Below are 26,413 nucleotides of genomic sequence, written 5' to 3' on the forward strand. Positions count from 1 at the left end.
GTCGAAATTCGAAACGCTCGCTCACCTATGAGGCCGACCGGCGGATCGCTCCTGCAGATGATCTGCAGGAGCGATCGGTGCTTTTCCCTCAAATGTGAGCGAGCGTTGGCAAATGGGCCGTTATACGCGAGCGAGCGTTGGGTTAGTTGGCTGCCGTGAAGCGGGCCCGGCGGTGGGCAGGAGTTTCGATTTCGTCCAGCATGGCTACGGCGTAGTCCTGGGTGGAGATGGTGTTGCCTGCTGGGGAATCCTTGGCAGTGGAGTACTTTCCCGTGCGCTCACCTGGCTGGATGACAGGCGCGGGTGCGAGCACTGTCCAGTCCAGGCTCTCTGGAGCTTCCTTGACGGCGGCGAATGCTGCGGCCGCCGTGGTTGCTTCGGCCTTATAGGCCTCAGGGAAGTCGGGCGAATCGAGGAGGCGAACGCCGTCGATCTCCAGCGTGCCTGCTCCGCCGACGATCATGAGGCGCGTGCCTTCTGCGTTGCTGTAGGCGGTGTCCATTGCCGCAAGCCACTCTCCGTGGTCGCCGCCGGTGCGGCTCGGCCCGGTGGCGAGGATGACGGCGTCGTGCTCCTTGGCGATCTCCGCGAAACTCTGGCCATCAGCGAGATCGGCAGCGAGGGCCTTCGCTCCGGCAACCTCCGAGCCCTTGCGGGAGATAGCGGTGACTTCGTGGCCGCGGGTGAGCGATTCGTTGACGATCTGGCTTCCGACCATGCCTGTTGCGCCGTAGACTGCGATTTTCATGACTCTCCTTGGGTTGCTATCCTTGCAATATCAAAACAGTATCTAATTGATACTGATAGCTTCAAAGGAACTTAGTTACCTCATGGATACCAATGACCTATCGGCAAACGTCCTCGACCCTGATTGCCCGTCCCGGGTGATCTTTCAGCGCATCGGTGACAAATGGGCTTCGTTGGTGGTCCAGGTCCTCGCGGACGGTCCCATCCGTTTCTCCGAGCTTCGCAAGATGGTCCACGTCGTGACGCCGAAGGTGCTGACCCAGACCCTTCGCACCCTTGAGCGCGACGGTCTCATCACCCGGACTGTCCACGCGCAGGTGCCCCCGCGCGTGGACTATGAACTGACCGAGCTTGGAGCTTCCCTGCTGGAGCCTTTGACCCTGCTGCGTCTCTGGGCGGAGGACCATGTGCCCAGCATTCTCAAGGCCCGCGATGCCTATGACGATGCCCAGGACGAGGCTGTCATCGGGGGCTGACCGTTCGCGCTTTCGCCCAACGGACTTGCATTTGTTGGCGTTTTGAGGGCTCAGAACGACATCTAATGCGAGTCAGTTGGGTGTCCCGACGGGGACGCGCGCACCGAGGCGCCCGTCCCGCATGGTCGCGACCGAATCGGTGAACGGCAGGAACTCGGTGTCGTGCGTGACCATGACGGTCGCCGTCGCGAACTCGTCCGTGACCTGGCGCAGCAGCCGCACGATCGATTCACTACGCTCGTGATCCAAGGCCGCGGTCGGCTCGTCGACGAGCAGCACCTTGGGTTGGCCCATGAGCGCCCTCGCGATATTCACGCGCTGCCGCTGGCCTCCCGAGAGCTGGTGCGGCCGCTTAGTGAGAGAAGGCCCGAGCCCGACGACGTCGAGCAGTTCCGTAGCGCGCTTGCGGGCCGCTTTGGCCGGCTTCCCCCGGAAATGGTCGCCGAGGATCAACTGCTCGACGGCGGTCAGCGAAGGCAGGAGGTTGGGTTGCTGGAAAATGATGCCCACCTTTTCCCGGCGCAGGGCAGTGAGTTCGGTGTCCTTGAGTTCCGTGGCAACCGTGCCGTCGACGATAACGAGCCCGGAACCCGGCCGAACCAAAGTTGCCGCCACCGCGAGAAGCGAGGACTTCCCGGAGCCGGACGGGCCCACGAGGGAAAAGAATTCGCCGGCGTCCACGCTGAGATCCACGGCATCCAGGGCCTTGAGGGTGGAATCGCCGTCCGGATACTCCAAGGTGACGTTGACGAGGTTGAGTACGGGGTTCATTGATATGCCTTTCGTGGAATATTAAGTTTCGGGGCTGGCCTAGTTGCCGCCGAGGGCAATAAGCGGATCCACTCTGGTGATGCTGCGTACTGCCAGCGCCGCACCGCCAAGCCCAAGGAGCACGATCCCGGCGATCGGGACGAGGGTAGTTAGCGGAGTCACGAGGAACGGGGCCGCCTTGGCAGCAAAGAAGCCGCCCAGAACGCCAAGGCCGCCACCCAGTCCCGCGCCGGCGAGCAAGACGATTCCTGCTTGGACCAGCGCGTCCCGCACCACGTAGCCGGACGAAGCGCCCATGGCCTTGAGCACCGCGATGTCGCGCGTGCGCTGGACAGTCCAGACGGTCAGGAATGCAACGATGACAAGCGCGGAGATGCCATAGAGGAAGGCCTGCATGAGCATGAGGGAGCCGTTTTCGCTCTTGTAGGAGCCGAGGGCCTGGAACGAGCCGCTCGGGGTGGCGCTGACAGTGCCGGCCACCGCATTGGCGGCGTCAAGATCCACGGTGGCTCCGGCGTCGTACTCCACGGCAAGGACTGTCCCAATCGATTCCCCGGCAGGAATATGTGCGAGCTTCTGCCACGTAGCCCGGGAGGTCCAGACGACTCCGGTGTGTGAATACCACTCGTCCTGGGTGATGGCGGAAACCGTCAGACCCGTACCGCCTACCGTCACCCTGCTCCCGGTACTCAGCAAGAGTTCCTTCGCCAAGGACTCCCCGACCACCACCTCGCCTTCCTTCACCGCCACAGGTGAGATGCCGCCGTCGGCCCCGAAGACCGCCACGTTCGCAGTGCCGGCAGCATTATTGGCGGAATCGAGGGACTGGAACCGCGTCTGGCTAATACCAATGGCTTCGGCAGAGGCAACACCCGGCCGGTTCCGCCAAGCTTCGAGCTGCTTGTTGGAGACCTCCGATTCCGTATAGGAGGCCTTGGCCTCGCCTCCAGCCGGCGCGCCGAAGGCAATTTGCTGCACAGGAAGGGCCGCGATGGCCGACGTCGACTGGTTGCCTAGGCCCGCTGTAAGCCCGGAGAGCATGACGAGGAGGAGTGTGATGAGGGCGACGACACTTCCCATGAGGGCGAAGCGGCCCTTGGCGAAGCGGATGTCGCGTATGGCGAGAAACATGGAATTCCTTTGGTCGGAGGCGATCTTCTGGTCCTGTTTCAACTCTCCGGGCAGGGGGCGCGTGAAACATCGGGAAGTGGATGGACTCCTCCAGTCGCCTTGATTGACCCGCGGATCAACCATTCGGTTGATTGGGCCCGCATACCGCCGAATCCGGGTAAAACTGTCGGCGGGCGAGGCTACGCTGGAAGGCATGCAGGGAGACGATTCGCCCCAAGCCACGGCGCAGCCGCAGCCAGCGCCACATCAGCAGCCAAGTGGCTCGGCCATGATTTTGCGCGTCCTGCGCGTCAGCCTGCACGTTGGTTTTGCGGTGCTTCTCTTCGTGGCAGTCGTCAGGCTTGCGATCGCGGGCCTTTCGCCCTTCGCCACTTGGGCAGGCCTCGGCCTTGCCCTGCTGCTGGCTGCCGTCTACCTCTTGGGGACGGTCCTTGAAAAGAGGCACGCCGGCCATCCTGAGCGCTTCGATCCGAAGCCTTACGCGCGGTGGTGGCTCGCCGTCGTTGGTTTCCTGTGGCTGCTGCTCATGCTCATCAGTCCGGATTTCGCTTGGATAGCTTTCCCGTTGTTCTTCCTGCAACTGCATATCCTGCCGCGGCGCATCGCCCTCCCCGCGATTGCTGTCAGCACCGCACTCCTGATCGCGGCGATGTGGTTCCACAACCGTGGTGCCGGGGCGGATGCCCTGCAACTTGCCATGGTCCTCGGGCCTCTTTTCGGGGCCGCCTTCGCGGTTGTCACCGGCCTGGCGTATCGGGCGCTGTACGTCGAGGCGGAGAACCAGCGACTCGCCGCTGAGGAATTGCGCCGGACCCGGGCCGAGCTGGCACAAAGCCAGCACGACGCCGGTGCGCTGGCCGAGCGCGAAAGGCTCGCACGTGAAATACACGACACCTTGGCACAGGGATTCTCGAGCATCGTCTTGATGGGGCGCTCGGCGGAGAAAGCCCTCGACGCCGGTGACAACGCCGCGGCCCGCGATCGGCTCAGGACTGTCCGCGAGACAGCGGCCAGCAACCTGGCGGAAGCCCGCAATTTTGTCCGGGGACTGGGGTCCCCGGAGCTGGTCGAGTCCTCGCTCGCAGACACGCTGCGGCGCCTCTGCACCAAGACCGAGGCCGAGGCGGCCGCACGCGGAGCTACGTTGCGCTGCCGTTTCGAGCTCCAGGGCACGCCAGTGGCGCTGCCCAACCCCTACCAGACCACCTTGTTGCGCGCGGCTCAGTCTTCCCTGGCGAACGTGTGGGCGCATGCCCAGGCGAGAACCGCCGTCGTCACCCTGTCCTTCCTGGATGCCGAGGTAACCATGGACGTGTTCGACGACGGTGCGGGCTTCGATCCCGCAGCGGCCGCTGCCGCGGCAACCCGTGGCGACGGAACCGGCGTCGGGCTCAAAAGCCTGCGCGAGCGGCTAGCGGCCCTGAATGGAACGCTCGACGTCGAGTCGGCTCCCGGCGAGGGGACCGTGGTGGCAATCCGGCTGCCGCTGGGCACTAGCAACGCAGCCCTTGAGGCGTCCCCATGACCAACAACATCAGGGTTTTGCTGGTTGACGATCATCCCGTGGTGCGGGCGGGGCTCCGGGCCATGCTTGCCGACTTCGAAGGAGTCCAGGTCGTGGCGGAAGCGGCCGACGGCGGAGCCGCATTGGCGGAACTCTCGAAGCTCCACGCCCTCGGCGAACCGGTGGACGTAGTCCTCATGGACTTGCAAATGGGCTCGGGGATGGACGGCGTCACCGCCACCGGCAAGATCAAAGCCGGTGAGGCGGGGACTCCCCCGCCGCCGGTCCTGATCCTGACCACATATGACAACGACGCCGACATCCTCGCCGCAGTGGAAGCCGGAGCCAGCGGATACATGCTCAAAGACGCTCCACCTGAGCAAATCCGGCAGGCCGTGGTGGCTGCGGCCGCGGGTCAGACGGCCCTTGCGCCCGAGGTTGCCGCGCGGCTCATGGGCAGGATCCGCAATCCGGTGCACGCCCTGAGCGCGCGTGAAGTCCAACTCGTGGAACTCCTCGCCACCGGAATGAGCAACCGTGCGATGGCGAAGCAACTCTTCATTTCCGAGGCCACGGTCAAGACCCATTTGGTGCACATTTACGGCAAGCTGGGTGTCGACAACCGGACCGCGGCCATCGCGGCGGCAACCCAGCGCAGGATCATCCGGAGTCAGTAGGGTTGGCGCGCAGCCTGGGTGCCTGTCGGACCCAACTGACTAGCAGTAAGTGTCGTTTTGACACCCGAAAACGACACTTACTGCGAGTTAGTTGGGCGAGGCCTGGTTCTTGAGCGCCTCAACCATCACAAAAGCGCAACGTGCTGTGATTTGTATCATTCCTGTCGGCCCGAGAAGGCATAATGGCGCAAATGGGGAAAACCAAGAATCTTGTCCTGGGGCTTGCCGCCCTGATGATCGCCGGCTCGCTGGCCGCTTGTGATGACGGCCGCTCCGGGGCGGAGGGCGCTGCCAAGCAGCTCGCGTCGTCCCTCGCGGCGCTCGACGTCGGATCGCTCGCCGTCGACGGCAAGGATGCCGCAGCGGCGAATGAACAGCTCAAGGCGGTGTTCGCGGCCCTCGATCCGGCCAAGCCTTCGGTTGAAAGCGGCGCGGTAAAGCTCGACGGCGACAAAGCCTCGGTTCCGCTCAACTTCACGTGGAAGATCGGAACTGCGGAGTGGAAGTACACCTCCCAGGCCGCCCTGAAGAAATCGGGCGACAAATGGGCCGTCCAATGGAATTCGGCACTCTTGGAGCCGGATCTTAAGGACGGCGAGGTACTGGACAAGACTGTCATTGCGCCATCCAGGGCCGAGATCCTTGGCGCAGGGGACGCGAAATTGATCAGTTACCGTCCAGTGGTTCAGGTGGGCATCGACAAGACCGCGATTGGATCGGCGGATCCCGCGGCTTCGGCGGCGAAGCTCGCGCAACTGGTCGGCGTGGACGAAGCCGCGTATGTGAAGCAGGTCCAGGCGTCCGGCCCACAGGCATTCGTCAGTGCCATCACCCTGCGTCAAGAGGGCCGCACGATCACTGACCAGCAGATTGCTGCGATTCCGGGGGCCCGTGGCATTCCTGATTCCCTGCCTTTGGCACCGACGCGTACCTTCGCCCGCGCCGTGTTGGGTAGCGTCGCTGAGGCAAGCGCCGAACAGATCCAAAAAGCCGGGGGTGCCCTCAAGGCGGGAGATGTCGTCGGGACCGGCGGCCTGGAGGAACAATACGACAGCCAGCTCCGTGGCCAGGATGGGGTCTCCATCAAGGCCCGGCCGCAAGGCATGACCGACGACCAGATCAAGGCCGCGAAGCCCGACCCCCGCCGGGTGCTTTTTGCCGCCGACGCCAAGGCCGGCGATCCGCTGAAGACCACCCTGGATCCGCGCCTGCAACAGCTCGCCGAAGACACCTTGGCCGGGGTCGGCCCGGCCTCGGCAATTGTGGCGCTCCGCCCCTCCACCGGCGCCGTCCTGGCAGCGGCCTCCGGGCCCGGAAGCAACGGCTACAACACGGCAATGCTGGGCCAATACGCTCCGGGTTCCACCTTCAAGATCGTCGATTCCCTCGCCTTGATCCGCAATGGAATGACGCCGGATTCCAAGGTGGAATGCACGCCGACAATTACGGTGGACGGCCGGACCTTCAAGAACGCCGAAGGCTATCCGGCGTCGTCTCTTGGTTCTGTTGCTTTGCGTGACGCTTTCGCGCATTCGTGCAACACGGCCTTCATCAGTTCCAGGGACAAGGTCAGCCAAGCCCAGCTCGAGTCGGCGGCAACTTCATTGGGAGTGGCAGTCCAAGCCCCGAAGCTGGGGGCCGATGCCTTCCTGGGATCCGTCCCGGGAAACGCCGACGGCACCGAGCACGCAGCTTCGATGATCGGCCAGGGCAAAGTGCTGCTCTCTCCCCTCGCCGCAGCTATCATGGCCGGTTCGGTGGCACATGGCGCGCCGGTGTCGCCGCAACTCGTCCTGAACCCCGGCGCAGCCTCACCCTCCGCGGGTGCCACCCCGACGGCGTCCGGCTCGCCGTCGTCGTCGGCCTCCCTCGCCGCGCCAGAGTCTCCCGCCGCGCCGGCGTCCGACAAACCGGTCACCCCGGCGGAGGCAGCAGCACTTAGCGACATGATGAGGGCTGTGGTGACCTCCGGCCACGCCGGTTTTCTCGCCTCGGTGCCGGGGGCGCCCGTGGGCGCGAAGACCGGGACGGCCGAATTCGGAAACGACAACCCGCCCAAGACGCATGCCTGGATCGTTGCAGTGCATGGAGACCTCGCCGTGGCAGTGTTCGTGGAAGACGGCGGCCTCGGTGCAACAACCAGCGGCCCGTTGCTCAAGTCGTTCCTGACCGCGGCCGGCTGACCGTCGCAGACCGCTGACCCACCACCGTCCGATCAGCGCCCTGTGAGCATGGGTCAGTTGCAGTGGTACATGGAGGGCATGAGGCACGCGCGCCTGGCGGCCGTGTTCGGCGTGATCGGAAGCTTCTCATTGGGCGTTGTTTTCGGACCCTTGGCCATTATGCAGGCTAAGAAGGCCGAGGGATTCGGGGTAGCGGCCCAGGATGGAAAGATCCTCGGTTGGGTGGGGATCGGCCTGTTCATCTTATGGGTCCTGTTTTTCGTTGCCTACATTGTCCTGTTCGCAGCGATCGTCGCGAACTTGCCACACACCCCGTACCCGGCCCGTAACGGAACATTTCCTGACCGCGGCAGGCCCAGCTGCACGGGATTCGCCGCGATATGTGAGCGAGGGTCGCCCGAAAGGGGGCGATATGTGAGCGAGCGTCGCAGGGGGGAGGGGCGCCCTCTGGACAGGTATTTCCGGCGGGTGCACACTTAATTCAACGCTTGTTGAATTAGTTGCGGCAATGAAGGTCAACTCCGGGAGTGGCCATGAACCAGCCTGAAAGCACCACATGCGTCGTTGTGGGTGGCGGTCCCTCGGGGGTGATGCTCGGACTCTTGCTGGCAAGGGCAGGCGTCGAGGTCACGGTCCTCGAAAAGCATGCCGACTTCCTGCGCGATTTCCGCGGCGACACCGTCCATGCCTCCACCATCCGGCTCTTGGATGAGCTCGGGCTGGGCGAAGGATTCCGGGCCTTGCCGCAAAGCAAGCTCGGCAATTTCAAACTCCCGGCGGGCGGCAAGGAGGTGACCCTGGCCGACTTCGACCGCCTCAAGCCGCCTTACGATTACGTAGCCATGGTTCCGCAGTGGGACCTCCTGAACTTCCTGGTGCACGCCGCCCAGCAGGAGCCGCAGTTCACGCTCCGGATGAACACTGAGGCCACGGACCTGCTGTACGACGACGGCGGGAAGGTCGCCGGGGTGGCGTACCGCGCCCGGGACGCGGCATCCGGCGTCGAAACCGGGACGGGGGAGCTTCGCGCGACGTTGACGGTGGCATGCGACGGCCGCGGCTCGGTGCTCCGGCAAAAGGCAGGACTGGTCCCCCGCGAGTTCCCCGTGCCGTTCGACACCTGGTGGTTCAGGCTCTCCCGGCACGCGGACGAGCAGGAACAGTTGGCCTCGATCATGCCCCGCTTCTCCGGTGCCGATGTCCTCCTCAGCTTGACCCGCAAGGATTTTTACCAGATCGCCTACATCGCGGAGAAGGGCAAGGACCCGCAATTGCGCGCAGAAGGGGTGGAGAGCTTCCGTGCCCGCGTGGCCCGCATCCGCCCGGATCTCGCGGACCGCGTGGACGAAATCAGCTCGATGGACGATCTCCATTTGCTCGACGTGAAGCTCAACCGGATCAAGCCGTGGCACAAGCCGGGTCTGCTCCTCATCGGAGACGCCGCCCACGCCATGTCTCCCGCGGGCGGTGTGGGGATCAACCTCGCCATCCAGGATGCCGTCGCCGCTGCCCAGCGCATCGCCCGCCCATTGCTTCAAGGCACCCTTGGCGAGTCAGATCTCGCTTCGGTGCAGAAGCGGCGATGGTTCCCCACCGTGGTGATCCAGAATGTGCAGCTTGTCATTCAGAAGGCGGTCTTCGGTCCCGCTGTGAAAGGCCGGTTGATGGGCCCGCCTAGTCCAGTGGTCTTTGTCGCGCTCCACGTTCCTTGGTTCCGGAAACTTCCAGCACTCATGATCGCCTTCGGCCCACGGCCGGAGCACGCCCCGGATTTCGCGCGCCGGAAGTCCGCCGTGACGCGGAAGCCGGTGTGAACAGGGGGCGCCGCCCCGGACAAGTGAGCAGCCGGGACGCAGTTCTCAGGGCGGCCCGCGAACAGTTCAGCCGCAAAGGATATGACGCCGCAACAGTCCGGGCCATCGCGGCCGAGGCCGGCGTGGATCCGTCCATGATCAACCATCATTTCGGCACCAAGGAGCAGCTGTTCATGGCTGCGCTCGAATCACCCGTGGATCCCAAGGACCACGTGTCGGCTGTCTTGAACGGGCCGCGGGAGGACATCGGGGAGAGGCTGGTGACCCGCTTCCTGACCGTGTGGGACTCGCCAGCGGGGGCAGCCGGCGTCGCGGTTTTGCGCACGGCGATGCAGCATGAGTGGAGTGCCGCGCTGGTCCGCGAGTTCATCCTGAACCGCGCTATCAAACCGCTTCTTGCGGGCCTGGGGGTGCCTGCGGAAGAGGCCTCGTGGCGCGGAAACCTGGTGGCATCGCAGCTTTCCGGACTCATCCTGACCCGCTACCTCGTTAAACTGGAGCCGATCGCCTCGGCGCCGCACGCCGTCGTCGTCCGGGCGTTGGGGCCGACAATCCAGCGGTATCTCACTGGCGCGGTTGGTGCGGACCACCTGGGCGGCTGAGGAGTCCCCCGCGGTCCGTGGGAAGATTGAACGCGTGGCCCATATTGACGTTTCAGGCATCGACTACTTCCTCTCCGACGGCACCCAATTGCTCAACGGTGTGACCTTCAAGGTCCCGGACGGTAGCAAAACAGCCCTGATCGGGCCAAACGGAACGGGAAAGACCACCCTGTTCAAGATCATCGCGGGCGACCTTACGCCTGACGAGGGAGTGGTAGGCCGTTCCGGCACGATGGGCATCATGCGCCAGTTCGTCGGCCAGGTCCGCGACGAATCCACCGTCCGTGACCTGCTCGTTTCCGCTGCGCCGCCGGCCCTCGCCGCGGCCGCCAAGGCGGTCGAGGACGCCGAGCTCGCCATGATGGAGCACGACGACGAGCCCACCCAAATGCGGTACGCCCAGGCGATCGTGGACTGGGGAGACGCCGGAGGGTACGACGTCGAGACCGTCTGGGACGAGGTCTGCATGGCCGCGCTGGGCATTCCCTTCGACCGCGCACAGCACCGCCCGGCGTCGAGCCTTTCGGGCGGCGAGCAAAAGCGGCTGGTGCTTGAGGCGCTCTTCTCCGGACCTGACCAGCTGCTGCTCCTCGACGAACCGGACAACTACCTCGATGTTCCCGGCAAGCGTTGGCTCGAAAGTAAACTCAACGAATCCAAGAAGACCGTCTTCTTCATCAGCCACGACCGCGAGCTGCTCAACAATGCCGCAGGCCGCATCGTGACGCTGGAACCCGGCATCAACGGCGCCGGCGCCTGGGTGCACGGCGGCGGCTTCGGCACCTATGTGGACGCGCGGATCGACCGCAATGCGCGATTCGAGGAACTGCGCAAGCGCTGGGACGAGGAGCACCTGAAGCTCAAGGAACTCGTCATCATGTACAAGACCAAGGCGGCCTTCCGCTCGGACATGGCCAACAAATACCAGGCCGCCCAGACGCGGCTCGCCAAGTTCCTGGAGGCCGGGCCGCCCGAGGCCCTGCCGCTCGAGCAGAACGTGCACATGCGCCTCAAGGGAGGCCGGACGGCCAAGCGCGCCGTGGTGGCTGAAAAGCTTGAACTCACGGGACTGATGAAGCCGTTCTCCACCGAGATCTGGTTCGGAGACCGGGTCGGCGTGCTGGGTTCCAACGGCTCGGGAAAGAGCCACTTCCTGCGGCTCCTGGCCGCCGGTGGCACCGACCCGGAGCGCGAACATTTGCCGGTTTCCGACGTCGAAATCGCTGAAGTTCCGCACGAAGGCACCGTCAAACTGGGTGCCAGGATCCGACCCGGATTCTTCGCGCAGACCCATTCCCGCCCGGATCTCCTGGGCCGGACGCTCCTGGACATCCTGCACCGCGGTGACGAACACCGTTCCGGGCTGGGCCGCGAAGCCGCTTCCGGCGCGCTCGACTCCTACGGGCTGGTGGGCTCGGCCGAGCAGAAGTACGAGTCGCTGTCGGGTGGGCAGCAGGCGCGGTTCCAGATCCTGCTCCTCCAGTTGTCGGGCGCCACGCTACTGCTCCTGGACGAACCCACGGACAACCTGGACCTGCACTCTGGCGAAGCCTTGGAGCGCGCGATCGACGCGTTCGAGGGCACCGTTCTTGCCGTCACGCACGACCGTTGGTTCGCGAAGTCCTTCGACCGTTTCCTCGTCTTCGGATCCGACGGCAAAGTCTACGAGTCCGACGAGCCCGTCTGGGACGAGTCGCGGGTAGAGCGGGCGCGCTGACTTCCAGCCGACTTCGTCCGGGCGCCGAGCCCGGGTCCCGATGCGGGCCCGGGAACGCACGACGCCGTCCCGCGCCTTCGAACCCTCGCTCACCTATGGCTTGTGATCGCGGAACGCTCGCTCACCATAGGTGAGCGAGCGTCGGCCGAAAGTGCCCCATTGGTGAGCGAGCGTCGGTGGAAAGTGCCCCATAGGTGAGCGAGCGTCTAAGCCGTTCGGCACGCAGGGTGCCTGCCGGCTCACGCGACCGGTTTACACGCCCCACCCACGCGGCCATATGATCACCAAAGATGATGAAATGATCATTTCTGGATAGCATATGAGCATGAGGACTGCTGACCGCCACCGGCTCATTGGCGAGCTGCTGCGCAAGCGCGAAGAGATTACCGTTGACGAACTGGTTGCCGAATGCGGGGCATCGGGGGCCACTATTCGGCGCGACCTGGAAATCCTCGCGTCCCACGGTGTCCTGCGCCGGGTGCATGGCGGGGCCCGCAGCCTCGTGGACCGCGGCGACAACCCCGGCTACGGGCAGCGCGAACTCGAGGACCAGGACGCCAAGGAGAGGATCGCCGTCGCCGTCGAACGGCTGCTCCGCGACCGCGATCATGTGTGGCTCGACAGCGGTTCAACGGCAACGGAGATCGCGCGCCGGCTCGCGCAGCGTGAACTGACCATCATGCCGATGTCCCTACGCTCGGTGGAGTTCCTGGCCACGGACCTTCCCTCGGGACGGCGTCCGGGTCTCCTGCTGCCCGGCGGCAGCCTGGTTCCCGGCGAGCAGTCGTTCCGGGGACCAATGGCAGAGGCCAACATCCGCTCATTGCGCTTTGATGCCGCCATCGTGACGCCGTGTGCCATCAACCTCAAGGACGGCCTGCTGGCGCACGATCTCGAGGACGCCGCGATCAAGCGGGCAGGCTTGGAATCGGCCAGCCGGGTGATCGTGGCCTGCACAGGAAGCAAATGGAATGCACAGGCCGTGGCCTTGGTTGCAGCCATGGACGCGGTAGATGTCATTGTGACGGACCGGAAGCCAAGCACCGAAGAACGCACCCTACTTGAAAATCTCTCCGTGGAAGTTGTGATCGTATGACCACCAGCACCCGAACCGCTCCGAACGTCAAGGCCGCGGCAATCGCCACTTTCCTGGTCTTCGGCATGAACGGGCTGGTATTTGCCAGCTGGGCGGCGCGCATCCCCGCCGTCACCCAGACCCTGCACCTGACGTCCGGACAGATGGGCACCCTCCTACTGTGCACCGCCGTCGGGTCCCTTGTGGCGCTGCCCTCCGCGGGGTGGGTTGTGGGCAGGATCGGTACGGCCAATACCGTCCGCGCCGCGGGGCTCCTTGCCGCTTCCGCCGGAGCGGCTATTGCCTTCTCCCTGATGGCTGAATCCGTAGCCGGCACCGCGCTGGCGCTGTTTTTCTTCGGTGTGGGAGTCGGTCTGTGGGACGTTTCGCAGAATATTGAGGGGGCCGACGTCGAACACCGCCTCGGGCGCACCATCATGCCGCAGTTCCACGCAGCCTTTAGCGGGGGCGCCTTTGTGGGTGCGCTGATTGGTGCATGGCTTTCCGAGATAGGCGTCGGACTTCCGGAGCACTTGCTGGTCATTGCCGGCGTCGTGGTTCTTCTCACCTTGACCGCGCCGCGCTACTTCATGCCCCACGAGACCACGGGAACGGCGCCCGACGACGGCGCGCCCGCCGTGAAGGGTCCCTCCGCCTGGCGGGACTCCCGCACCCTGTTGATCGGCGTCGTGGTCCTTGGGGCGACCCTGACGGAAGGCGCCGGAAACGACTGGATCGCTAAGGCATCGGTGGATGGCCTGAATGCTTCCGAATCGACGGGCGCCCTGTTGTTCGCGCTCTTCGTGGCGGCGATGACCTTGATGCGTTTCGTTGGCGGCCGTGCGATCGACCGGTTCGGACGCGTAGCCGTGCTGCGGGTCAGCATGGCCGCCGCAGCGGTGGGCCTGGCTCTCTTCGTTTTCGCGGGCAACCTCGTCCTTGCCGGGGTGGGTGCGGCCCTTTGGGGTATCGGCGCAGCCTTGGCCTTCCCGATGGGCATGTCCGCTGCTGCCGATGACCCGAAACACGCGGCCGCACGCGTCTCGGTGGTCTCGACCATCGGCTATGTGGCGTTTCTAGCCGGCCCGCCGCTTCTGGGATACCTCGGCGACCATACCGGTATCCACATGGCACTGCTTGCCATCGGGGTGCCGATCCTGATGGCCCTGTGGCTGGCCGGCGCCGCGAAGCCCCTCGTTAAAAGCAACTAACTCGCAGTTGTTGTCGTTTTGACGCGTCAAACGACAACAACTGCGAGTCCGTTGGGTGGCTACAACGAGCGGTGCTACGGGGCCGAGGTGGCGGGAGCCGTAGGAATGGCGCTCGGCGATGCCCCGTTGGTGGGAGCTCCGCTCTGCCGATTCCGGCCCTGGCCGCCCTGGCCGTTGAAGTTCTGGAACTGGCCGCGGCCCGGACGGGCCTGGCCAGCATCCATGAGCTTGGTGACGCCGACGCCTCCGAAGAAGCCCACGGCGACGAGAAGCACGGCAAGGAGGATCTGCGTCAGACGGCCCATCTGGAAGCGCTTCTTGGGCACGAACGGCTCGGGCGCCTGAGGTTGGCCCCAACCCTGCCCGGTGGGTTCCTGGCCGGTGGCCTGCAGGACCGCGGTGGGCTGTCCGGCGTGGGGCTGCTGGGTGTAGGGCTGCTGGGGCTCCGGCTGGTTCGTGGGGCCGGGCTCCGGTGCTGAATAGGACATTTGTGGATCTCCTGTTGGCTGTTTCTTTTTTGAGTTGCTGGGGGTGGAAGTGTGGGCGGCTATTCGTACCGCAGGGCGTCGATCGGCCGTAGTTTCGCCGCCTTGTTGGCCGGGTAGATTCCGAAAATCAGGCCGATCGCAGCGGATACCAGGAACGACAGCCACACCGTCCACCACTGGACTTCGGGTTGCGTTCCGAGCAGGGGGAAGGCGCTGCCGATGTAGCCCGCGGCAATTCCCAGCACCCCGCCAATCAGCGAAATGATGAGCGATTCGATCAGGAACTGGCTCACGATGCTGCCGCGCGAGGCTCCGATCGCCTTGCGGATGCCGATTTCGCGGGTGCGTTCAGTGACCGTGACGAGCATGATGTTCATGACGCCGATTCCGCCAACCAGGAGCGAAATGCCGGCCACGGCCCCCAGGAGGATGGTCAGCGTGGCCGTGGTGGTGGTGGCCGTCGTGAGGATCTGCGCCTGGTTCCGCACCTGATAGTCACGATTGGCGGAGGTGACGTTGTGCCTGGCATCGAGGATCATCTGAACCTCGTTCTGGGCCTGGTTCATCACGTCCGCTGACTTCGCCTGGACCGTGATGGAGGCAAGGGACGGCGAATACCCGGTGAACTTGTCCTGGGCTGCGCTGTAGGGGATCACCACAATGTCGTCTGGATCGTTGAGCCCCGAGGACCCCTTTTGAGCCAGGACGCCGGAGACCACGAAGTTCTGGCCATTGAGGGCGATCGTCTGCCCAACGGCCGAGGTCACAGAGCTTCCCACCAGGTCCTGTGCCACGGTATTGCCGATCACGGCCACTGCGGTGCCGCTGCTGGCGTCACCGTCGCTGAAGTAGGACCCCGCCGCGAGCGTGTCGTTCGAAATGGAAAAGTACGACGGCGTGGTCCCCACGAAAGTTGCGACAGCATGGGTTGCGTCCTGGTAAGTACCCGTGACGTTCTGTGCCGTGACTACCGGCGCTGTTGCGGCGACGTCGGGGGCCATAACGGGATCTGTCAGCGCGGCCATGTCCTGGAGCGTGAGGTTGGTGCCGCGGGAGCGCGGACCGGTGACGGCTTGTCCGCCGCCTGCTGCGCGGCCGCCCGCTGTCGTCTGGCGGCTGACCGTAAGCACGTTGGTTCCCAGCTTGCCGATCTGGGCCTTGATGGCGTTGGAGGTTCCGGCTCCTACGGCCAGCAGGATGATGACGGATGCGATGCCGATCAAGATGCCCAGGGTGGTGAGGATGGAGCGCATCTTGTTGGCCATCACCCCCGTCAGGGCGAAGCGAACGGATTCGGCGATCATCATGCCGGCACCGCCGTGGCTACAGGGTGGGCATTAACGGCGCGGATCCTGTGATCCTCAATGATGTGACCGTCCTGGAAGCGCACAACGCGGTTGGCCCGCGCCGCGACGTCCGCCTCGTGGGTGATCATCACAATGGTCCGGCCGTTGGCGTGCAAGGACTCGAAGAGATCCAGGATTTCGTGCGAGGACTTGGTGTCCAAAGCTCCCGTGGGCTCGTCGGCCAGGAGCAACACCGGGTTGGTCACGAGTGCCCGGGCGATGGCAACACGCTGCTGCTGTCCACCGGACAGCTGCGAAGGCTTGTGGTCCGCCCGCTCAGCCAAACCCACTGAATCGAGTACTTCCAGGGCCCGCTCGCGCCGTTCCTTGCGGTGCACTTTTGCGTAAGCGAGCGGCATGGAGACGTTGTCCACGGCCCGCGTGCGCGGTATCAGGTTGAAGTTCTGGAAGACGAAGCCGATTTTCCGGTTGCGGATCTGCGCGAGCTGGAATTCATCCAGGGTCCCGGTATCGATGCCGTCCAAGTGATACGTCCCCTGAGTGGCGCCGTCGAGGCAGCCGATGATGTTCATCATGGTGGACTTTCCGGAGCCCGAGGCGCCGATGATGGCCACGAAGTCGCCCCGGTCAATGGAGATGCTGACGGAATCGAGTGCCCGTACTTCGGCTTCCCCTTTGCCATAGATCTTGCTCACGGAGTCCAGTTGGATGACAGCGTCGTTCACGGCTGCTTACCCGCCATTTCCACGTGTGCCACCGGTGCCGCCCGTAATTCCGGCGCCGCCGGTACCACCGAATCCGCCCGTACCGCCAAGTCCGCCTGTCCCGGTCCGTCCGGTGGTGCCGGTGGTGTCCAGGGTGGATGAGATAGCCGGGAGTTCAATCTGGTCGCCCGCGCTGAGTCCGGTGAGCACCTGGGTGCGGCCGTTGTCCGTGATCCCGGTGGTGATGGTCACCGCCGTCGCCGTCCCGTTCTTCATCACGTTGACGGTCTGCCTGGTTCCCGTGGTGGTAATGGCAAGCGAAGGCACAGTCAATGCGTTCTTGGCGGTCGCCGTGGTTACGGAGATGTTTGCGCTTTGGCCGAGCCGCAGGGCGGCCGGAGGGTTCTTGATGGAGATCGTCACGGGATAGCTGACCACGTTGTTGGTGGTTGTGGCGTTCTGGGCGATCGCCGTGATGGTACCTGTGACCGGTGCCGCGGAGGGGTCGGTCTTGAGCGCCGGGAAGGTGAAGGTGGCCGAGTCGCCGGTCTTCATGGCGGCAATGTCCGATTCGGCGAAGTTGGCGATGACTTGCAGGTGCGCGGTGTCGCTGATCGTAATCAGTCCGGAGGACGAGGTGCTCGCGGCGCTCGTGGAAGAGCTGCCGGAGGAGCCGGAAGCTCCGGACGAGCCGGAACCCGAGGATCCGGAAGAGCCGGAGCTGCTGCCGGCGTTGCCGCCGACGACGGCGTTCACGGCGGTGACAGTACCTGAAACCGGGGCCGCGAGTGAGCAGGACGCCAGGTTTTTGGTTGCGGTATCAACGGCAATCTGGGCAGACGTGGTGTTGGATGTGGCGCCGCCACCGCTTTGGGCGGAATTGAGGGCCGTCGCTGCCGAGGCAATCTGCTCCTTGTCCTTGAGGGCCGAGCTGGCTTGCTGGTTGGCTGCCTGGGTCAGTGCTTGGTTGTCCTTCGCGAGCTGGGCTTGTGCTGCGCTGAGCGCGTTCTGGGCCGGCTGGCTGCTCGGCTGGGCGCTGGCAGCGGCCTGGGCCGTGGCGACAGTCGCATTGTCATTGTTCACGGCCGTCTGCGCGGCGGCCACGGCACTGGCCTGCTGGCTCGCGTCCAGGTTGGCCGTTTGCTGGGCGTTGGTGAGGCTCTGGCTTGCCGAAGCCACCTGGTTGCTGGCTGAGGCCTGTTGTTGGTTTGCCTGCGCCGCGGCGGAATCCAGTTGCGCCTGGGCAACGGCCAGCGCGTTCTGGGCGTTCGTCGGATCAATGGTGACCAGCACCTGCCCGGCCGTGACCTGCTGACCGGTCACCGCAGAGACAGTGGCGATGGGCCCGGTGCAGTTCTGCGCATTGATGACGGTGGTGCTTGCGGGCGAGACGTTTCCGCTGGCCGTGGAAACCGCGGCGAGGTCCGCTGAGCTGACCGCGACGGTGCGGGCGGTGGTATCGGCGGCCGTTTGCGGCACACCGTTCAGCACGAAGAAGGCACCGGCGGCAATGCCCACGACGGCCACCCCGATGCCGCCGTTGATGAGTTGAGGTTTTGAGAGCATGCCCGAAGACTATTGTCGCTCTCTTGGAGAAGACCGAGTGCTACCTGATGGTTTACCCTACGTGACGCTCCGCTCGACGTGCCGCTTGCGGCGCGCGACCCTCGATCTCCACTCCAGGGCGTGCCGTGCGTCTATATTCTCCACAATGCATATTTTCTGACAGGCCAGCCACCAGAGAAGCACGATGGTGGACGCCAAGCAAGCGCCACCCACCACATCCGTGAACCAATGGGCAGCCAAATAGATCCGGCTGATCATCATGGCCAGCATTCCGCCGATCGCGAGCAGCCACGTCCAGGCGCGGCCGATGAGGAGCGCTATCACCAGAACGAATGCCGTGGTAGCGGATACGTGCCCCGATGGGTATGAATAGGTGTCCGTAGCCACATGCGCATTGAGGGGACGCGGCCTGTGAATGACCAACTTGAGCAACTGGGTCAGCAACATCACGCTGAGTCCTGCCATGGCGGAGAATACGGCCGACCGGGGTCTCCTCCGGATCAACAACGCCAAGGCGAGCAGAATGTGGAAGACCAGCATTCCCGTGTAGCCGGTCCAGTTGAGGGCGATGTTCAGGCTGTCCCAGAACGGTGCGTGGAGGGTCGCCATGAATGCTTGCCATGCGTCGTCCACGCCCTGGAAAGGCGGGTTTCGATCCCCCGCAAGCAGAATGCCGCCGAGGACCGCGGCGATTGCGAGCAGCACGGTCGAGATGACAATGGTGCGTCCCTGATCGAGCTTGCGGGGGAGAATGACCCTCACCATCTCCACATCCTAGCCAGCCCGCCGATAGTCTGGTGGGATGGGAAGCAAGCTGCGATGGGGCCATTGGGACGTGAGAAACGTGGCGCGGCTCGATCGCGCCATTGTCCGGGCGGTTTCCCGGTGGCCGGAGGGCCGGCACGATGCTGTCTGGAAAAACCTCTCGGAGGCCGCTACCAAGGGCAAGCTCTGGTTTGCCGTAGCTGGCGTCTGTGCGGCAATTCCAGGTAAGCCCCGCCAGGCCGCGATCCATGGACTCCTGGCCCTTGGGGTGGCATCAGCCGTCACCAATCTGGGTTTCAAGACGCTTCTTCCACGGACGCGGCCGTTGCCCGAGCACCTTCCGGTCTTCCGTTTTGTGAACCCGCAGCCCACAAGCTCGTCGATGCCTTCGGGCCATTCCGCGTCTGCGGTGGCATTCACTCTTGGCGTCGCGCTGGTGGATCCCCGCCTTGGTGCAGTTTTGGCTCCCGTTGCGGCGGGTGTGGCGTATTCCCGGGTCCATACGGGCGCCCACTGGCCTTCCGACGTCGTGCTGGGCTCCGCGATCGGCGCCGGAGCGGCCCTCCTGACGCGAAAGTGGTGGCCGGCCCGGCCTCCCGTTCCGGACACGGACCGTTCACCGGCCGACGCGCCTGCAGTCGGCGACGGCGAGGGGCTAAGTATTGCGGTCAACGCCCTCGGCGGTTCCTACTCGCCGGACACCGAAACCCAGCTCCGAGAAATATTCCCCAAGGCGTATATAAACCTGATTTCCGATGGCGATGACGTGGCTGCCGAAATCCAGGCCACAGCAGGGCGGCCCGGGACCAAGGCCGTGGGCGTGTGGGGCGGTGATGGAACTGTCGGCGCGGCCGCAGCGGCCGCCGTCGAGCACTCACTGCCCTTGCTGGTGCTACCGGGCGGAACGCTCAACCACTTTGCTCGCGACGTGGACGCACGGTCCCTCGAAGGCGCCCTTAAGGCCGCCAAAACGGGCGCCGCGGCGTGGACAGATCTGGGCCACGTGAGCGCCGGCCGTGGGATCGACGGCAAGGACGAGGTTGCGGAGCTCATCATGCTGAATACTGCCAGCGTTGGCGTGTACCCCAACTTGGTGCGCCGCCGCGAGCGGCTTCAGCCTGCCATGGGGAAACCCCTCGCGGGACTCGTCGCGGGTCTGCGCACCTTCGGGGCGGCAACCCCCACCACTCTCCTGATCAACGGAGTGCACCACAAGCTGTGGATCCTCTACATAGGCCGCGGCCGCTACTACCCGCGGGACCTGGCACCATTGACGCGGCCCGTGCTTGACGACGGGGTGCTGGATATCCGCATGGTCACGGCCGATGAGCCCTTTGCGCGGTTGCGTCTGCTGTGGGCGGTCCTCACTGGAACCGTGAGTACATCGAAGGTGACCCACCTCAGCGAGGCCGGGGAAATCAGCATCGAAGCGATCGGAGAGCCGCTCGTGATTGCGGTCGACGGCGAGCCGTTGCCGGGTGTGCGGACCGCGGAGTTCACAGTCCGCCGTCGTGCGCTTCGGGTGTATTCACCGCTTGCCTAATGCTCTCCCAAGTGCCCTGCAAGCCCTGAGCGCGGCCGACATCATCCATAGGGACTACCCTGACCTGCCCCTGAATCATCCCTGAGACCGGCGAATTCGGCCGTACCGGTGGATAGCGTTGTACGTACAGTCACCACATAGCTGCAGCAAGCGGAGGGAACGCTTCCATGATTGAGGCAACAGGCTTGAGGAAGGTCTACGGCGCAAAGACAGCCGTGGACGGAATCAGCTTCACCGTACAGCCCGGGAAAGTCACGGGCTTTCTTGGCCCGAACGGCGCCGGCAAGTCCACCACCATGCGCATGATCATGGGTCTCGACCGCCCGACGTCGGGCGACGTCATTGTCAACGGCCGGCATTACTCCCAGCACAAAGCCCCGCTCCACCAAGTGGGAGCGCTGCTCGATGCCAAGGCGGTGCACACGAGCCGCAGTGCGTACAACCACCTGCGCGCAATGGCAGCGACCCACGGGATTCCAAACTCGCGCGTTGAGGAAGTCATCGAGATGACCGGCCTCACCGCAGTTGCCAAGAAGAAGGCCGGAGGGTTCTCCCTCGGCATGGGCCAGCGGCTTGGCATCGCCAACGCATTGCTGGGTGATCCCCAGACGCTCATCCTCGACGAACCGGTCAACGGGCTGGATCCCGAGGGCGTCCAGTGGGTCAGGAACCTCGCCCGTTACCTGGCAAGCCAGGGCAAGACCATCTTCATTTCCAGCCACCTGATGTCCGAGATGGCCCAGACCGCCGACCACCTCATTGTGATCGGTCGCGGCAAGATCATTGCCGACACCACGGTGGACGCGCTGATCGAGAGCCAGAGCCGCAAGCGCACGTTGGTCCGTACCTCGGAGACCACCCGCTTGTCCGAGTTGCTGGCCCGCGACGGTGTCCGGGTGGAGCAGAACGAACGTGAAACCCTGGAAATCTACGGGGTGGAGCCGATCCGCATCGCAGAGCTCGCCCTCGACAACCGCGTGCTGGTTTACGAACTCACTCCGCTCACGTCGTCACTGGAGGAAGCCTACTTCCAGCTGACCAAGGACGAGGTGGAATACCACTCGCACATCACCGGCGGACCGGCAGCGCCAGGCGGGACGCTGAACGGAAGCCCTGCCAGCGCCGGCGCCACATCCGCTGCCACCATGGAAGGGATCCAGTCATGAGCACCACCACCGTCAGCAAGAAACATGCGATCCCGTCAGCCGGGACCGGTGGCGTCACTTTCCTCCGTGTGCTGAACTCCGAGTCCATCAAGTTCCGGACCCTCATGAGCACCAAGATCCTGTTGCTCCTCACCTTCGTGGCCATTGTCGGCATCGGCCTGCTGTCAGCCCTCGTCCGGTGGAACTTCATCAACCAGATGGTCGAAGTCGGCCGGCAGGGTCACAAGGAAACGGTGCAGCAAGCAGTTGACTCCTTCCCGCCGGGATCGGGATTCAGCCTCTACAACCTGCCGAACGCCGGACTCAACATCGGCATCCTCGTCATGGGATCCCTGGCCGTGCTCTTCATCGCCTCTGAGTACGCCACCGGCATGATCCGGTCAACCATGAATGCGGCGCCGGGGCGGCTCTCCACCTTCGGTGCCAAAGCCGTGGTCCTGGTTGTGGTCTCCTATATCCTTTCGGTCGTGGCCGGCGTCGTGACCTTCCTCTTGGCCTCACCCATGTTCGCCAACTTTGGCCTTGACCTCGGCTGGAACACGGACGGCGTCCTTTACAGTGTTTTCACCGGCGGCCTTTATGTCTCCGGTGTCGCGCTGATCGGCCTCTCGCTCGGAACACTGCTGAAGAACCCTGCCGGCGGCATCACCGTCCTGGTGGGCATCATGTTCGTCCTCCCGTTCGCAGGCCAGTTCCTCAGCTTCGCACCGGGGGACTTCTGGAAGTACGTCCCCCAGTACCTGCCCAGTGAAGCCGGCGGCCGCTTCTTGTCGATCGGCCACGTCGACGGCACCCTGGATCCGTGGGCGGGCGGCCTCGTGTTCCTTGGCTACGTCATCTTGTTCATGGTTCCTGCCCTCATTGCGCTCAAGAAGCGGGACGTCTGATTCGCAATCGCGTGATCCGCGATCCATGGACAACCTCTCCGGGCAAGGCCACTAGGCTCAAGCCATGAGTGAAGAGTTGCCAGCACAGGACGCGTCGGCCCACGTGGCCGACGCGTCCTTTGCTGAAATCACGCTGCGGCGCCGTGGCAGGATCCGCCGCTATCTCTTTGAGCACCCGCGCGTCATGGACGCCGTGGTGGTGCTTTGCTATTCGCTCCTGGCACTGCCTACGCTGATCAGCTCCATCGTGGACGGCAAATGGTTCGCCGCCCTGCTGCTCGTTGCCATCGCCGCCATCCTGTTCCTTCGACGCCGCAATCCGCTGAGTGTCACCGCGACCGTTGCGGTCCTCGAAGTGGCCGTGACGCTGCTGAATCCCTGGGGTTCGAACGTCTCGGCGGGATTGTGGTTTGCGCTGTATGCGGTGGCCGTGGCGAGGGCCCGGACCTTCGCGTTGACGGTGTTCGGCGCGGCGAGCCTGCCCCTGACGCTCGTGTATCTCTTCATGTGGACCAGTCCGGCGGCCCCTGCCAACGGAGAGGCGATTCCGGAGAATTTCCACCTCATCAGCAACATCGCGGCCGCGGTCAGCATCTTGTTGTCCAACCTGATCGCCACCGGCATCGGCATTTCGGTGCGGCAGCGGCGTGAGCATGAGAGCGAAATCAGGGCCTGGGCTGCCCGCACGGCCCGCTTGGGTTCCGTCACCGAACGCAACCGGATCGCCCGCGAGATGCACGACGTCGTGGCGCACTCGCTGACGGTCATGATCAGCCTCTCGGACGGTGCCGCCGTCGTGGTCAAGAAGGATCCTGAGCGCGCGGGTGAGGTGCTTGGCGAACTCTCGCGCACCGGCAGGACTGCGCTGGCTGATATGCGCCGCGTCCTCGGCGTGCTGCGGGAAGACTCCGCGCGCCCGGCGCCCCTGGAGCCCTTGGTTTCCGGGCACGACCTGAGCAAACTCCTGGACGGATTCCGGACGGCGGGGCTGCCGTTGCACTATTCACACACGGGCCCTGCCCTTCCTGAAGACCCGGCGTTGCAACTCACGGTCTACCGGATCGTGCAGGAATCCCTGACCAACGTGCTCAGGTACGGGCGCTCCTTGAGCCAAGTGGATGTGCGGATCGTGCGGGAGGGTGACTCGGTCACCATTGAAGTGCTCGACGACGGCAGGGGCTCCCGGGAGCCGGGAACCGAAGAGGCGGCCTTGGGCACGGGCCAAGGCATCGCGGGAATGCGTGAACGTGCGGGAATTTATGCCGGAACCGTGGATGCCGGTCCTGGAATCCACGGCGGATGGCGGGTCCATGCGGAGCTGAAATGGAATGGCGACAAGGGGAAATCATGACAGACAATGCTCCCATCAGGGTTCTATTGGTCGACGACCAGCCCCTGCTACGCATGGGATTTCGGCTCATCCTCGAAGGCGAGGACGACCTCGAAGTGGTGGGCGAAGCCTCCGACGGTGCCGAAGCCGTGCGGAAGGTGAAGGAACTGGAACCCGACGTCGTGCTCATGGACGTCCGGATGCCCGCCATGGATGGAATCGAAGCCACACGGCGGATCACGGCCTCGTCAACCAACGCCAGGATCATCATCCTGACCACTTTCGACCTCGACGAGTATGCCTTCTCCGGCTTGCAAGCTGGGGCTTCCGCCTTCCTGCTCAAGGATGTTGCGCCTGCCGAGTTGGTCCAAGGCGTCCGGCTCGTGGCCAGCGGCGACGCCGTGGTTGCTCCGAGGGTCACCCAGCGGCTCCTGGAAACCTACGTCCGCGGGGGCCGCGTTCCCGGCCAGGCCGCAGCCCCGGCCCGCGATCCACTGCTCGAAGAATTGACGCCCCGCGAAACCGAGATGCTGGAGGCTATCGCCGGAGGGCTGTCCAACGCCGAAATCGCGCACAAATTCTTTTTGTCCGAAGCCACGGTCAAGACCCACGTCCGGCGCATCCTCACCAAGCTGCACCTGCGGGACCGGGTCCAAGTGGTGGTCTACGCCTACGAAACAGGACTCGTGATCCCGAGCAACCCGGATTACTAGTGACGCGATACCGCCTCGCCGGCGACGTCCGCGGCCGCGGCTAGACTCGGAGCCATGCCTTCGAACTCCGCTGCAGAACACATCCAGGACCTTGGCGCTTATGTCAGCGCATCGCCGTCGAGCTTCCACGCCGTCAACGAGGCCGCGCGCCGGCTCGATGCGGCCGGTTTCACGGCCCTTGATGAACTTCAGCATTGGGAAGGCGGGGCCGGCAGCTTCTACGTGATCCGGGACGGCGCCCTCATTGCATGGGTGACGCCGGAAGGCGCCACTCCGACCACGGCATTCAATATCCTTGGCGCCCACACGGATTCTCCGTCTTTCAAGCTCAAGCCCAAGCCGACAACGGGGAAGTTCGGTTGGCTGCAGGCCGGCGTCGAAGTCTACGGCGGACCCTTGTTGAACTCCTGGCTGGACCGTGAGCTTCGGCTCGCAGGGCGCCTCGTGATGCTGGACGGCACCCAGCACCTCACGGCAACCGGACCGCTCCTGCGCTTCCCGCAATTGGCCATCCACCTTGACCGGGCCGTCAATGACGGCCTCACGCTGGACAAGCAACAGCACATGAACCCCGTGTTCGGCCTCGGCGATCCCGATTCCGCGGATGTCCTGGCAATCCTGGCGGACTCGGTGGCCGGGGTTTCCGTGGATCCGGCGCAGATCGGCGGCTACGACATCGTCGTCGCGGACACCCAGGCACCTGAGCAGTTCGGTGCCAAGGGCGAACTGTTTGCATCGGGGCGGCTCGACAACCTCTCCTCAACCCACGCCGGGCTCGCGGCACTGATTGCGCACGCAACCGCGGGCGCGTCGGCTGCCGGCCCCATCGCGGTCCTGGCCGCCTTCGACCACGAAGAAATCGGCTCTGCCTCGCGCTCGGGCGCCTGCGGACCCATCCTCGAAGACATCCTCACCCGGATCTCCGACGGATTGGGCGCAACGGTGAGCGAACGGCGCCAGGCGTTGTCGGCGTCGTTCTGTGTTTCCGCGGATGCCGGCCACGCCGTCCACCCCAACTACCCGGAGCGGCACGATCCGGCCAACCGACCGATCCTCAATGGCGGACCGCTTCTCAAGATCAACGCGAACCAGCGGTACGCCACGGACGCTACCGGCGCGGCATTCTGGGCGCGGCTCTGCGGCGAGGCGGGTATCCCCTACCAGGAGTTCGTCTCCAATAACGACGTCCCGTGCGGCTCCACCATCGGTCCGCTGACGGCCACCCGCCTGGGGATCCGGACGGTCGACGTAGGCGTGCCCCTTCTGTCGATGCACTCCGCACGCGAGCTATGCGGCGTTGAAGACCCGCGCCACCTGGCCACGGTGACGGAGTTGTTCTTCCGCACGGCGATCTAGCTCAAGACGCCAGGCTCACCACGAGGTTGATGGTGGTGGCCAGGATCCCGACGCCGAAAACGTAGGCGAGCAGGCTGTGCCGCAAGGCGGCAGACCGCATTGCCCTGGTGGTGATCGACGTGTCCGAAACCTGGTACGTCATCCCGAGGCTGAACGCCATGTAGGCGAAGTCCGTGTATTGCGGCGGTTCCTTTTGGTTGAACTCGATGCCGCCGGGCGGATCGGACGTGTAGTAAACCTCGGCATAGCGCAGGGTGAAGAGGGTGTGCACCAGCAGCCACGACGCCACGGCACCGACGAGGGCCAGCAGGGCGAGCATGAATTTGTCGACGCCGTGCGCGTCCTTCGCGCCGAACATCACCAGGACGAAGGCTGCGAGGGAGCCGACGGCGGCACACAGGATCAGGAGATCGGCCGTGGAGCGCCGTGGATCTTCTTCCCTGGCGTGGCTTCTGGTCTGATCGGCCTTCATCCGAGTGATGACTGTCCACACGAAGATGTTGTAGACCACCGCGGCCACTGCCCAGCCCGCCGCGGGCGCGTAGATCCACTGTCCCCAAATTCCGGTCGCCACTGCGGCAGCGATGCCGGTGACGATCATCAGCAAGAATCGCAATCGGGAACGTTTGGCACGGGCAGACTTCGGACCTTGGTTCTTTGCTGCGGCGTTCATAGTCAGA

The 26,413-nt window shown here is 64.6% G+C and carries 24 protein-coding genes; 15 read left to right on the forward strand and 9 right to left on the reverse strand.

Translation table 11 applies throughout. The features are described 5' to 3' along the window. Window positions 1-142: 142 nt before the first annotated feature. A complete protein-coding gene (locus tag AC3WJM_RS07370) occupies window positions 143-748 on the reverse strand; it encodes an NAD(P)-dependent oxidoreductase (RefSeq protein WP_284751018.1) in 606 nt (201 codons plus the stop codon). An 82-nt stretch (window positions 749-830) separates the two neighbouring features. Between AC3WJM_RS07370 and AC3WJM_RS07375 the strand changes: the two genes are divergently transcribed. Next, window positions 831-1,223, forward strand: coding sequence for a winged helix-turn-helix transcriptional regulator (locus AC3WJM_RS07375; RefSeq protein WP_059388853.1), 393 nt, complete (start codon window positions 831-833; stop codon window positions 1,221-1,223). A gap of 72 nt (window positions 1,224-1,295) precedes the next feature. On the opposite strand, the gene AC3WJM_RS07380 is transcribed toward AC3WJM_RS07375, so the two are convergent. Both AC3WJM_RS07380 and AC3WJM_RS07385 read right to left on the reverse strand, forming a co-directional pair. Then, complete coding sequence (locus tag AC3WJM_RS07380) at window positions 1,296-1,994, reverse strand: ABC transporter ATP-binding protein (protein WP_492271509.1); 699 nt, start codon at window positions 1,992-1,994, stop codon at window positions 1,296-1,298. Window positions 1,995-2,033: 39 nt separating this feature from the next. Further along, on the reverse strand, window positions 2,034-3,125 hold the full coding sequence (locus AC3WJM_RS07385) for an ABC transporter permease (protein WP_492271510.1): 1,092 nt from the start codon (window positions 3,123-3,125) through the stop codon (window positions 2,034-2,036). Window positions 3,126-3,393: 268 nt separating this feature from the next. Between AC3WJM_RS07385 and AC3WJM_RS07390 the strand changes: the two genes are divergently transcribed. The 8 genes from AC3WJM_RS07390 to AC3WJM_RS07425 all read left to right on the forward strand — a co-directional run bounded on the left by AC3WJM_RS07390 (window position 3,394) and on the right by AC3WJM_RS07425 (window position 13,908). Then, entirely contained in the window at window positions 3,394-4,650 is a 1,257-nt protein-coding gene (locus AC3WJM_RS07390; protein ID WP_284988544.1) for a sensor histidine kinase, read from the forward strand. Continuing rightward, the gene (locus AC3WJM_RS07395; RefSeq protein WP_284988543.1) at window positions 4,647-5,306 is read left to right on the forward strand and encodes a response regulator transcription factor; all 660 of its coding nucleotides are present in this window, start codon (window positions 4,647-4,649) and stop codon (window positions 5,304-5,306) included. Before AC3WJM_RS07390 ends, AC3WJM_RS07395 begins: the two co-directional genes overlap by 4 nt. Window positions 5,307-5,497: 191 nt before the next feature. Then, window positions 5,498-7,489 carry a penicillin-binding transpeptidase domain-containing protein gene (locus AC3WJM_RS07400; RefSeq protein ID WP_492271511.1) on the forward strand — a complete coding sequence of 664 codons (1,992 nt, stop codon included), beginning with the start codon at window positions 5,498-5,500 and terminating at the stop codon, window positions 7,487-7,489. 533 nt (window positions 7,490-8,022) lie between these two features. Beyond that, window positions 8,023-9,303, forward strand: a complete 1,281-nt coding sequence (locus AC3WJM_RS07405) for an FAD-dependent oxidoreductase (protein WP_492271512.1) — start codon at window positions 8,023-8,025, stop codon at window positions 9,301-9,303. Continuing rightward, window positions 9,300-9,905, forward strand: coding sequence for a TetR/AcrR family transcriptional regulator (locus AC3WJM_RS07410; RefSeq protein WP_492271513.1), 606 nt, complete (start codon window positions 9,300-9,302; stop codon window positions 9,903-9,905). The genes AC3WJM_RS07405 and AC3WJM_RS07410 overlap by 4 nt, the downstream gene beginning before the upstream one ends. Before the next feature lie 34 nt (window positions 9,906-9,939). Further along, entirely contained in the window at window positions 9,940-11,622 is a 1,683-nt protein-coding gene (locus AC3WJM_RS07415; RefSeq protein WP_284751030.1) for an ABC-F family ATP-binding cassette domain-containing protein, read from the forward strand. A 325-nt stretch (window positions 11,623-11,947) separates the two neighbouring features. Further along, a complete protein-coding gene (locus tag AC3WJM_RS07420) occupies window positions 11,948-12,718 on the forward strand; it encodes a DeoR/GlpR family DNA-binding transcription regulator (RefSeq protein WP_492271514.1) in 771 nt (256 codons plus the stop codon). Further along, window positions 12,715-13,908, forward strand: coding sequence for an MFS transporter (locus AC3WJM_RS07425; protein WP_492271515.1), 1,194 nt, complete (start codon window positions 12,715-12,717; stop codon window positions 13,906-13,908). Before AC3WJM_RS07420 ends, AC3WJM_RS07425 begins: the two co-directional genes overlap by 4 nt. 74 nt (window positions 13,909-13,982) lie before the next feature. On the opposite strand, the gene AC3WJM_RS07430 is transcribed toward AC3WJM_RS07425, so the two are convergent. The 5 genes from AC3WJM_RS07430 to AC3WJM_RS07450 are packed head-to-tail and all read right to left on the reverse strand — an operon-like array spanning window position 13,983 to window position 18,738. Further along, complete coding sequence (locus tag AC3WJM_RS07430; RefSeq protein ID WP_284988535.1) at window positions 13,983-14,396, reverse strand: hypothetical protein; 414 nt, start codon at window positions 14,394-14,396, stop codon at window positions 13,983-13,985. Window positions 14,397-14,455: 59 nt separating this feature from the next. Next, window positions 14,456-15,703, reverse strand: coding sequence for an ABC transporter permease (locus AC3WJM_RS07435; protein WP_059388845.1), 1,248 nt, complete (start codon window positions 15,701-15,703; stop codon window positions 14,456-14,458). Beyond that, window positions 15,700-16,428 carry an ABC transporter ATP-binding protein gene (locus AC3WJM_RS07440; protein ID WP_234752919.1) on the reverse strand — a complete coding sequence of 243 codons (729 nt, stop codon included), beginning with the start codon at window positions 16,426-16,428 and terminating at the stop codon, window positions 15,700-15,702. Before AC3WJM_RS07440 ends, AC3WJM_RS07435 begins: the two co-directional genes overlap by 4 nt. 6 nt (window positions 16,429-16,434) lie before the next feature. Further along, complete coding sequence (locus AC3WJM_RS07445) at window positions 16,435-17,973, reverse strand: efflux RND transporter periplasmic adaptor subunit (protein WP_284988533.1); 1,539 nt, start codon at window positions 17,971-17,973, stop codon at window positions 16,435-16,437. A 57-nt stretch (window positions 17,974-18,030) separates the two neighbouring features. Continuing rightward, window positions 18,031-18,738 carry a phosphatase PAP2 family protein gene (locus AC3WJM_RS07450; RefSeq protein ID WP_307055019.1) on the reverse strand — a complete coding sequence of 236 codons (708 nt, stop codon included), beginning with the start codon at window positions 18,736-18,738 and terminating at the stop codon, window positions 18,031-18,033. Between the two features lie 37 nt (window positions 18,739-18,775). On the opposite strand from AC3WJM_RS07450, the gene AC3WJM_RS07455 reads away from it, so the two are divergent. From AC3WJM_RS07455 to AC3WJM_RS07480, 6 genes are all read left to right on the forward strand, one after another. Continuing rightward, complete coding sequence (locus AC3WJM_RS07455; protein WP_307055017.1) at window positions 18,776-20,281, forward strand: bifunctional phosphatase PAP2/diacylglycerol kinase family protein; 1,506 nt, start codon at window positions 18,776-18,778, stop codon at window positions 20,279-20,281. 167 nt (window positions 20,282-20,448) lie between these two features. Further along, on the forward strand, window positions 20,449-21,447 hold the full coding sequence (locus tag AC3WJM_RS07460; protein WP_284988530.1) for an ABC transporter ATP-binding protein: 999 nt from the start codon (window positions 20,449-20,451) through the stop codon (window positions 21,445-21,447). Next, window positions 21,444-22,334, forward strand: a complete 891-nt coding sequence (locus tag AC3WJM_RS07465; RefSeq protein ID WP_284988529.1) for an ABC transporter permease — start codon at window positions 21,444-21,446, stop codon at window positions 22,332-22,334. The genes AC3WJM_RS07460 and AC3WJM_RS07465 overlap by 4 nt, the downstream gene beginning before the upstream one ends. Before the next feature lie 64 nt (window positions 22,335-22,398). Beyond that, window positions 22,399-23,685: a sensor histidine kinase gene (locus AC3WJM_RS07470; protein ID WP_306963455.1), complete on the forward strand. Its 1,287-nt coding sequence runs from the start codon at window positions 22,399-22,401 to the stop codon at window positions 23,683-23,685. Beyond that, entirely contained in the window at window positions 23,682-24,377 is a 696-nt protein-coding gene (locus AC3WJM_RS07475) for a response regulator (RefSeq protein WP_059388839.1), read from the forward strand. Before AC3WJM_RS07470 ends, AC3WJM_RS07475 begins: the two co-directional genes overlap by 4 nt. Window positions 24,378-24,431: 54 nt before the next feature. Beyond that, window positions 24,432-25,733 carry a M18 family aminopeptidase gene (locus AC3WJM_RS07480; protein WP_306963457.1) on the forward strand — a complete coding sequence of 434 codons (1,302 nt, stop codon included), beginning with the start codon at window positions 24,432-24,434 and terminating at the stop codon, window positions 25,731-25,733. 1 nt (window position 25,734) lies between these two features. Here AC3WJM_RS07480 and AC3WJM_RS07485 read toward each other — a convergent pair whose 3' ends face one another. After that, complete coding sequence (locus AC3WJM_RS07485) at window positions 25,735-26,406, reverse strand: DUF1345 domain-containing protein (protein ID WP_253257315.1); 672 nt, start codon at window positions 26,404-26,406, stop codon at window positions 25,735-25,737. Window positions 26,407-26,413 lie beyond the last annotated feature (7 nt).

It is taken from the genome of Arthrobacter sp. FW306-1B-G06A (assembly GCF_058781765.1).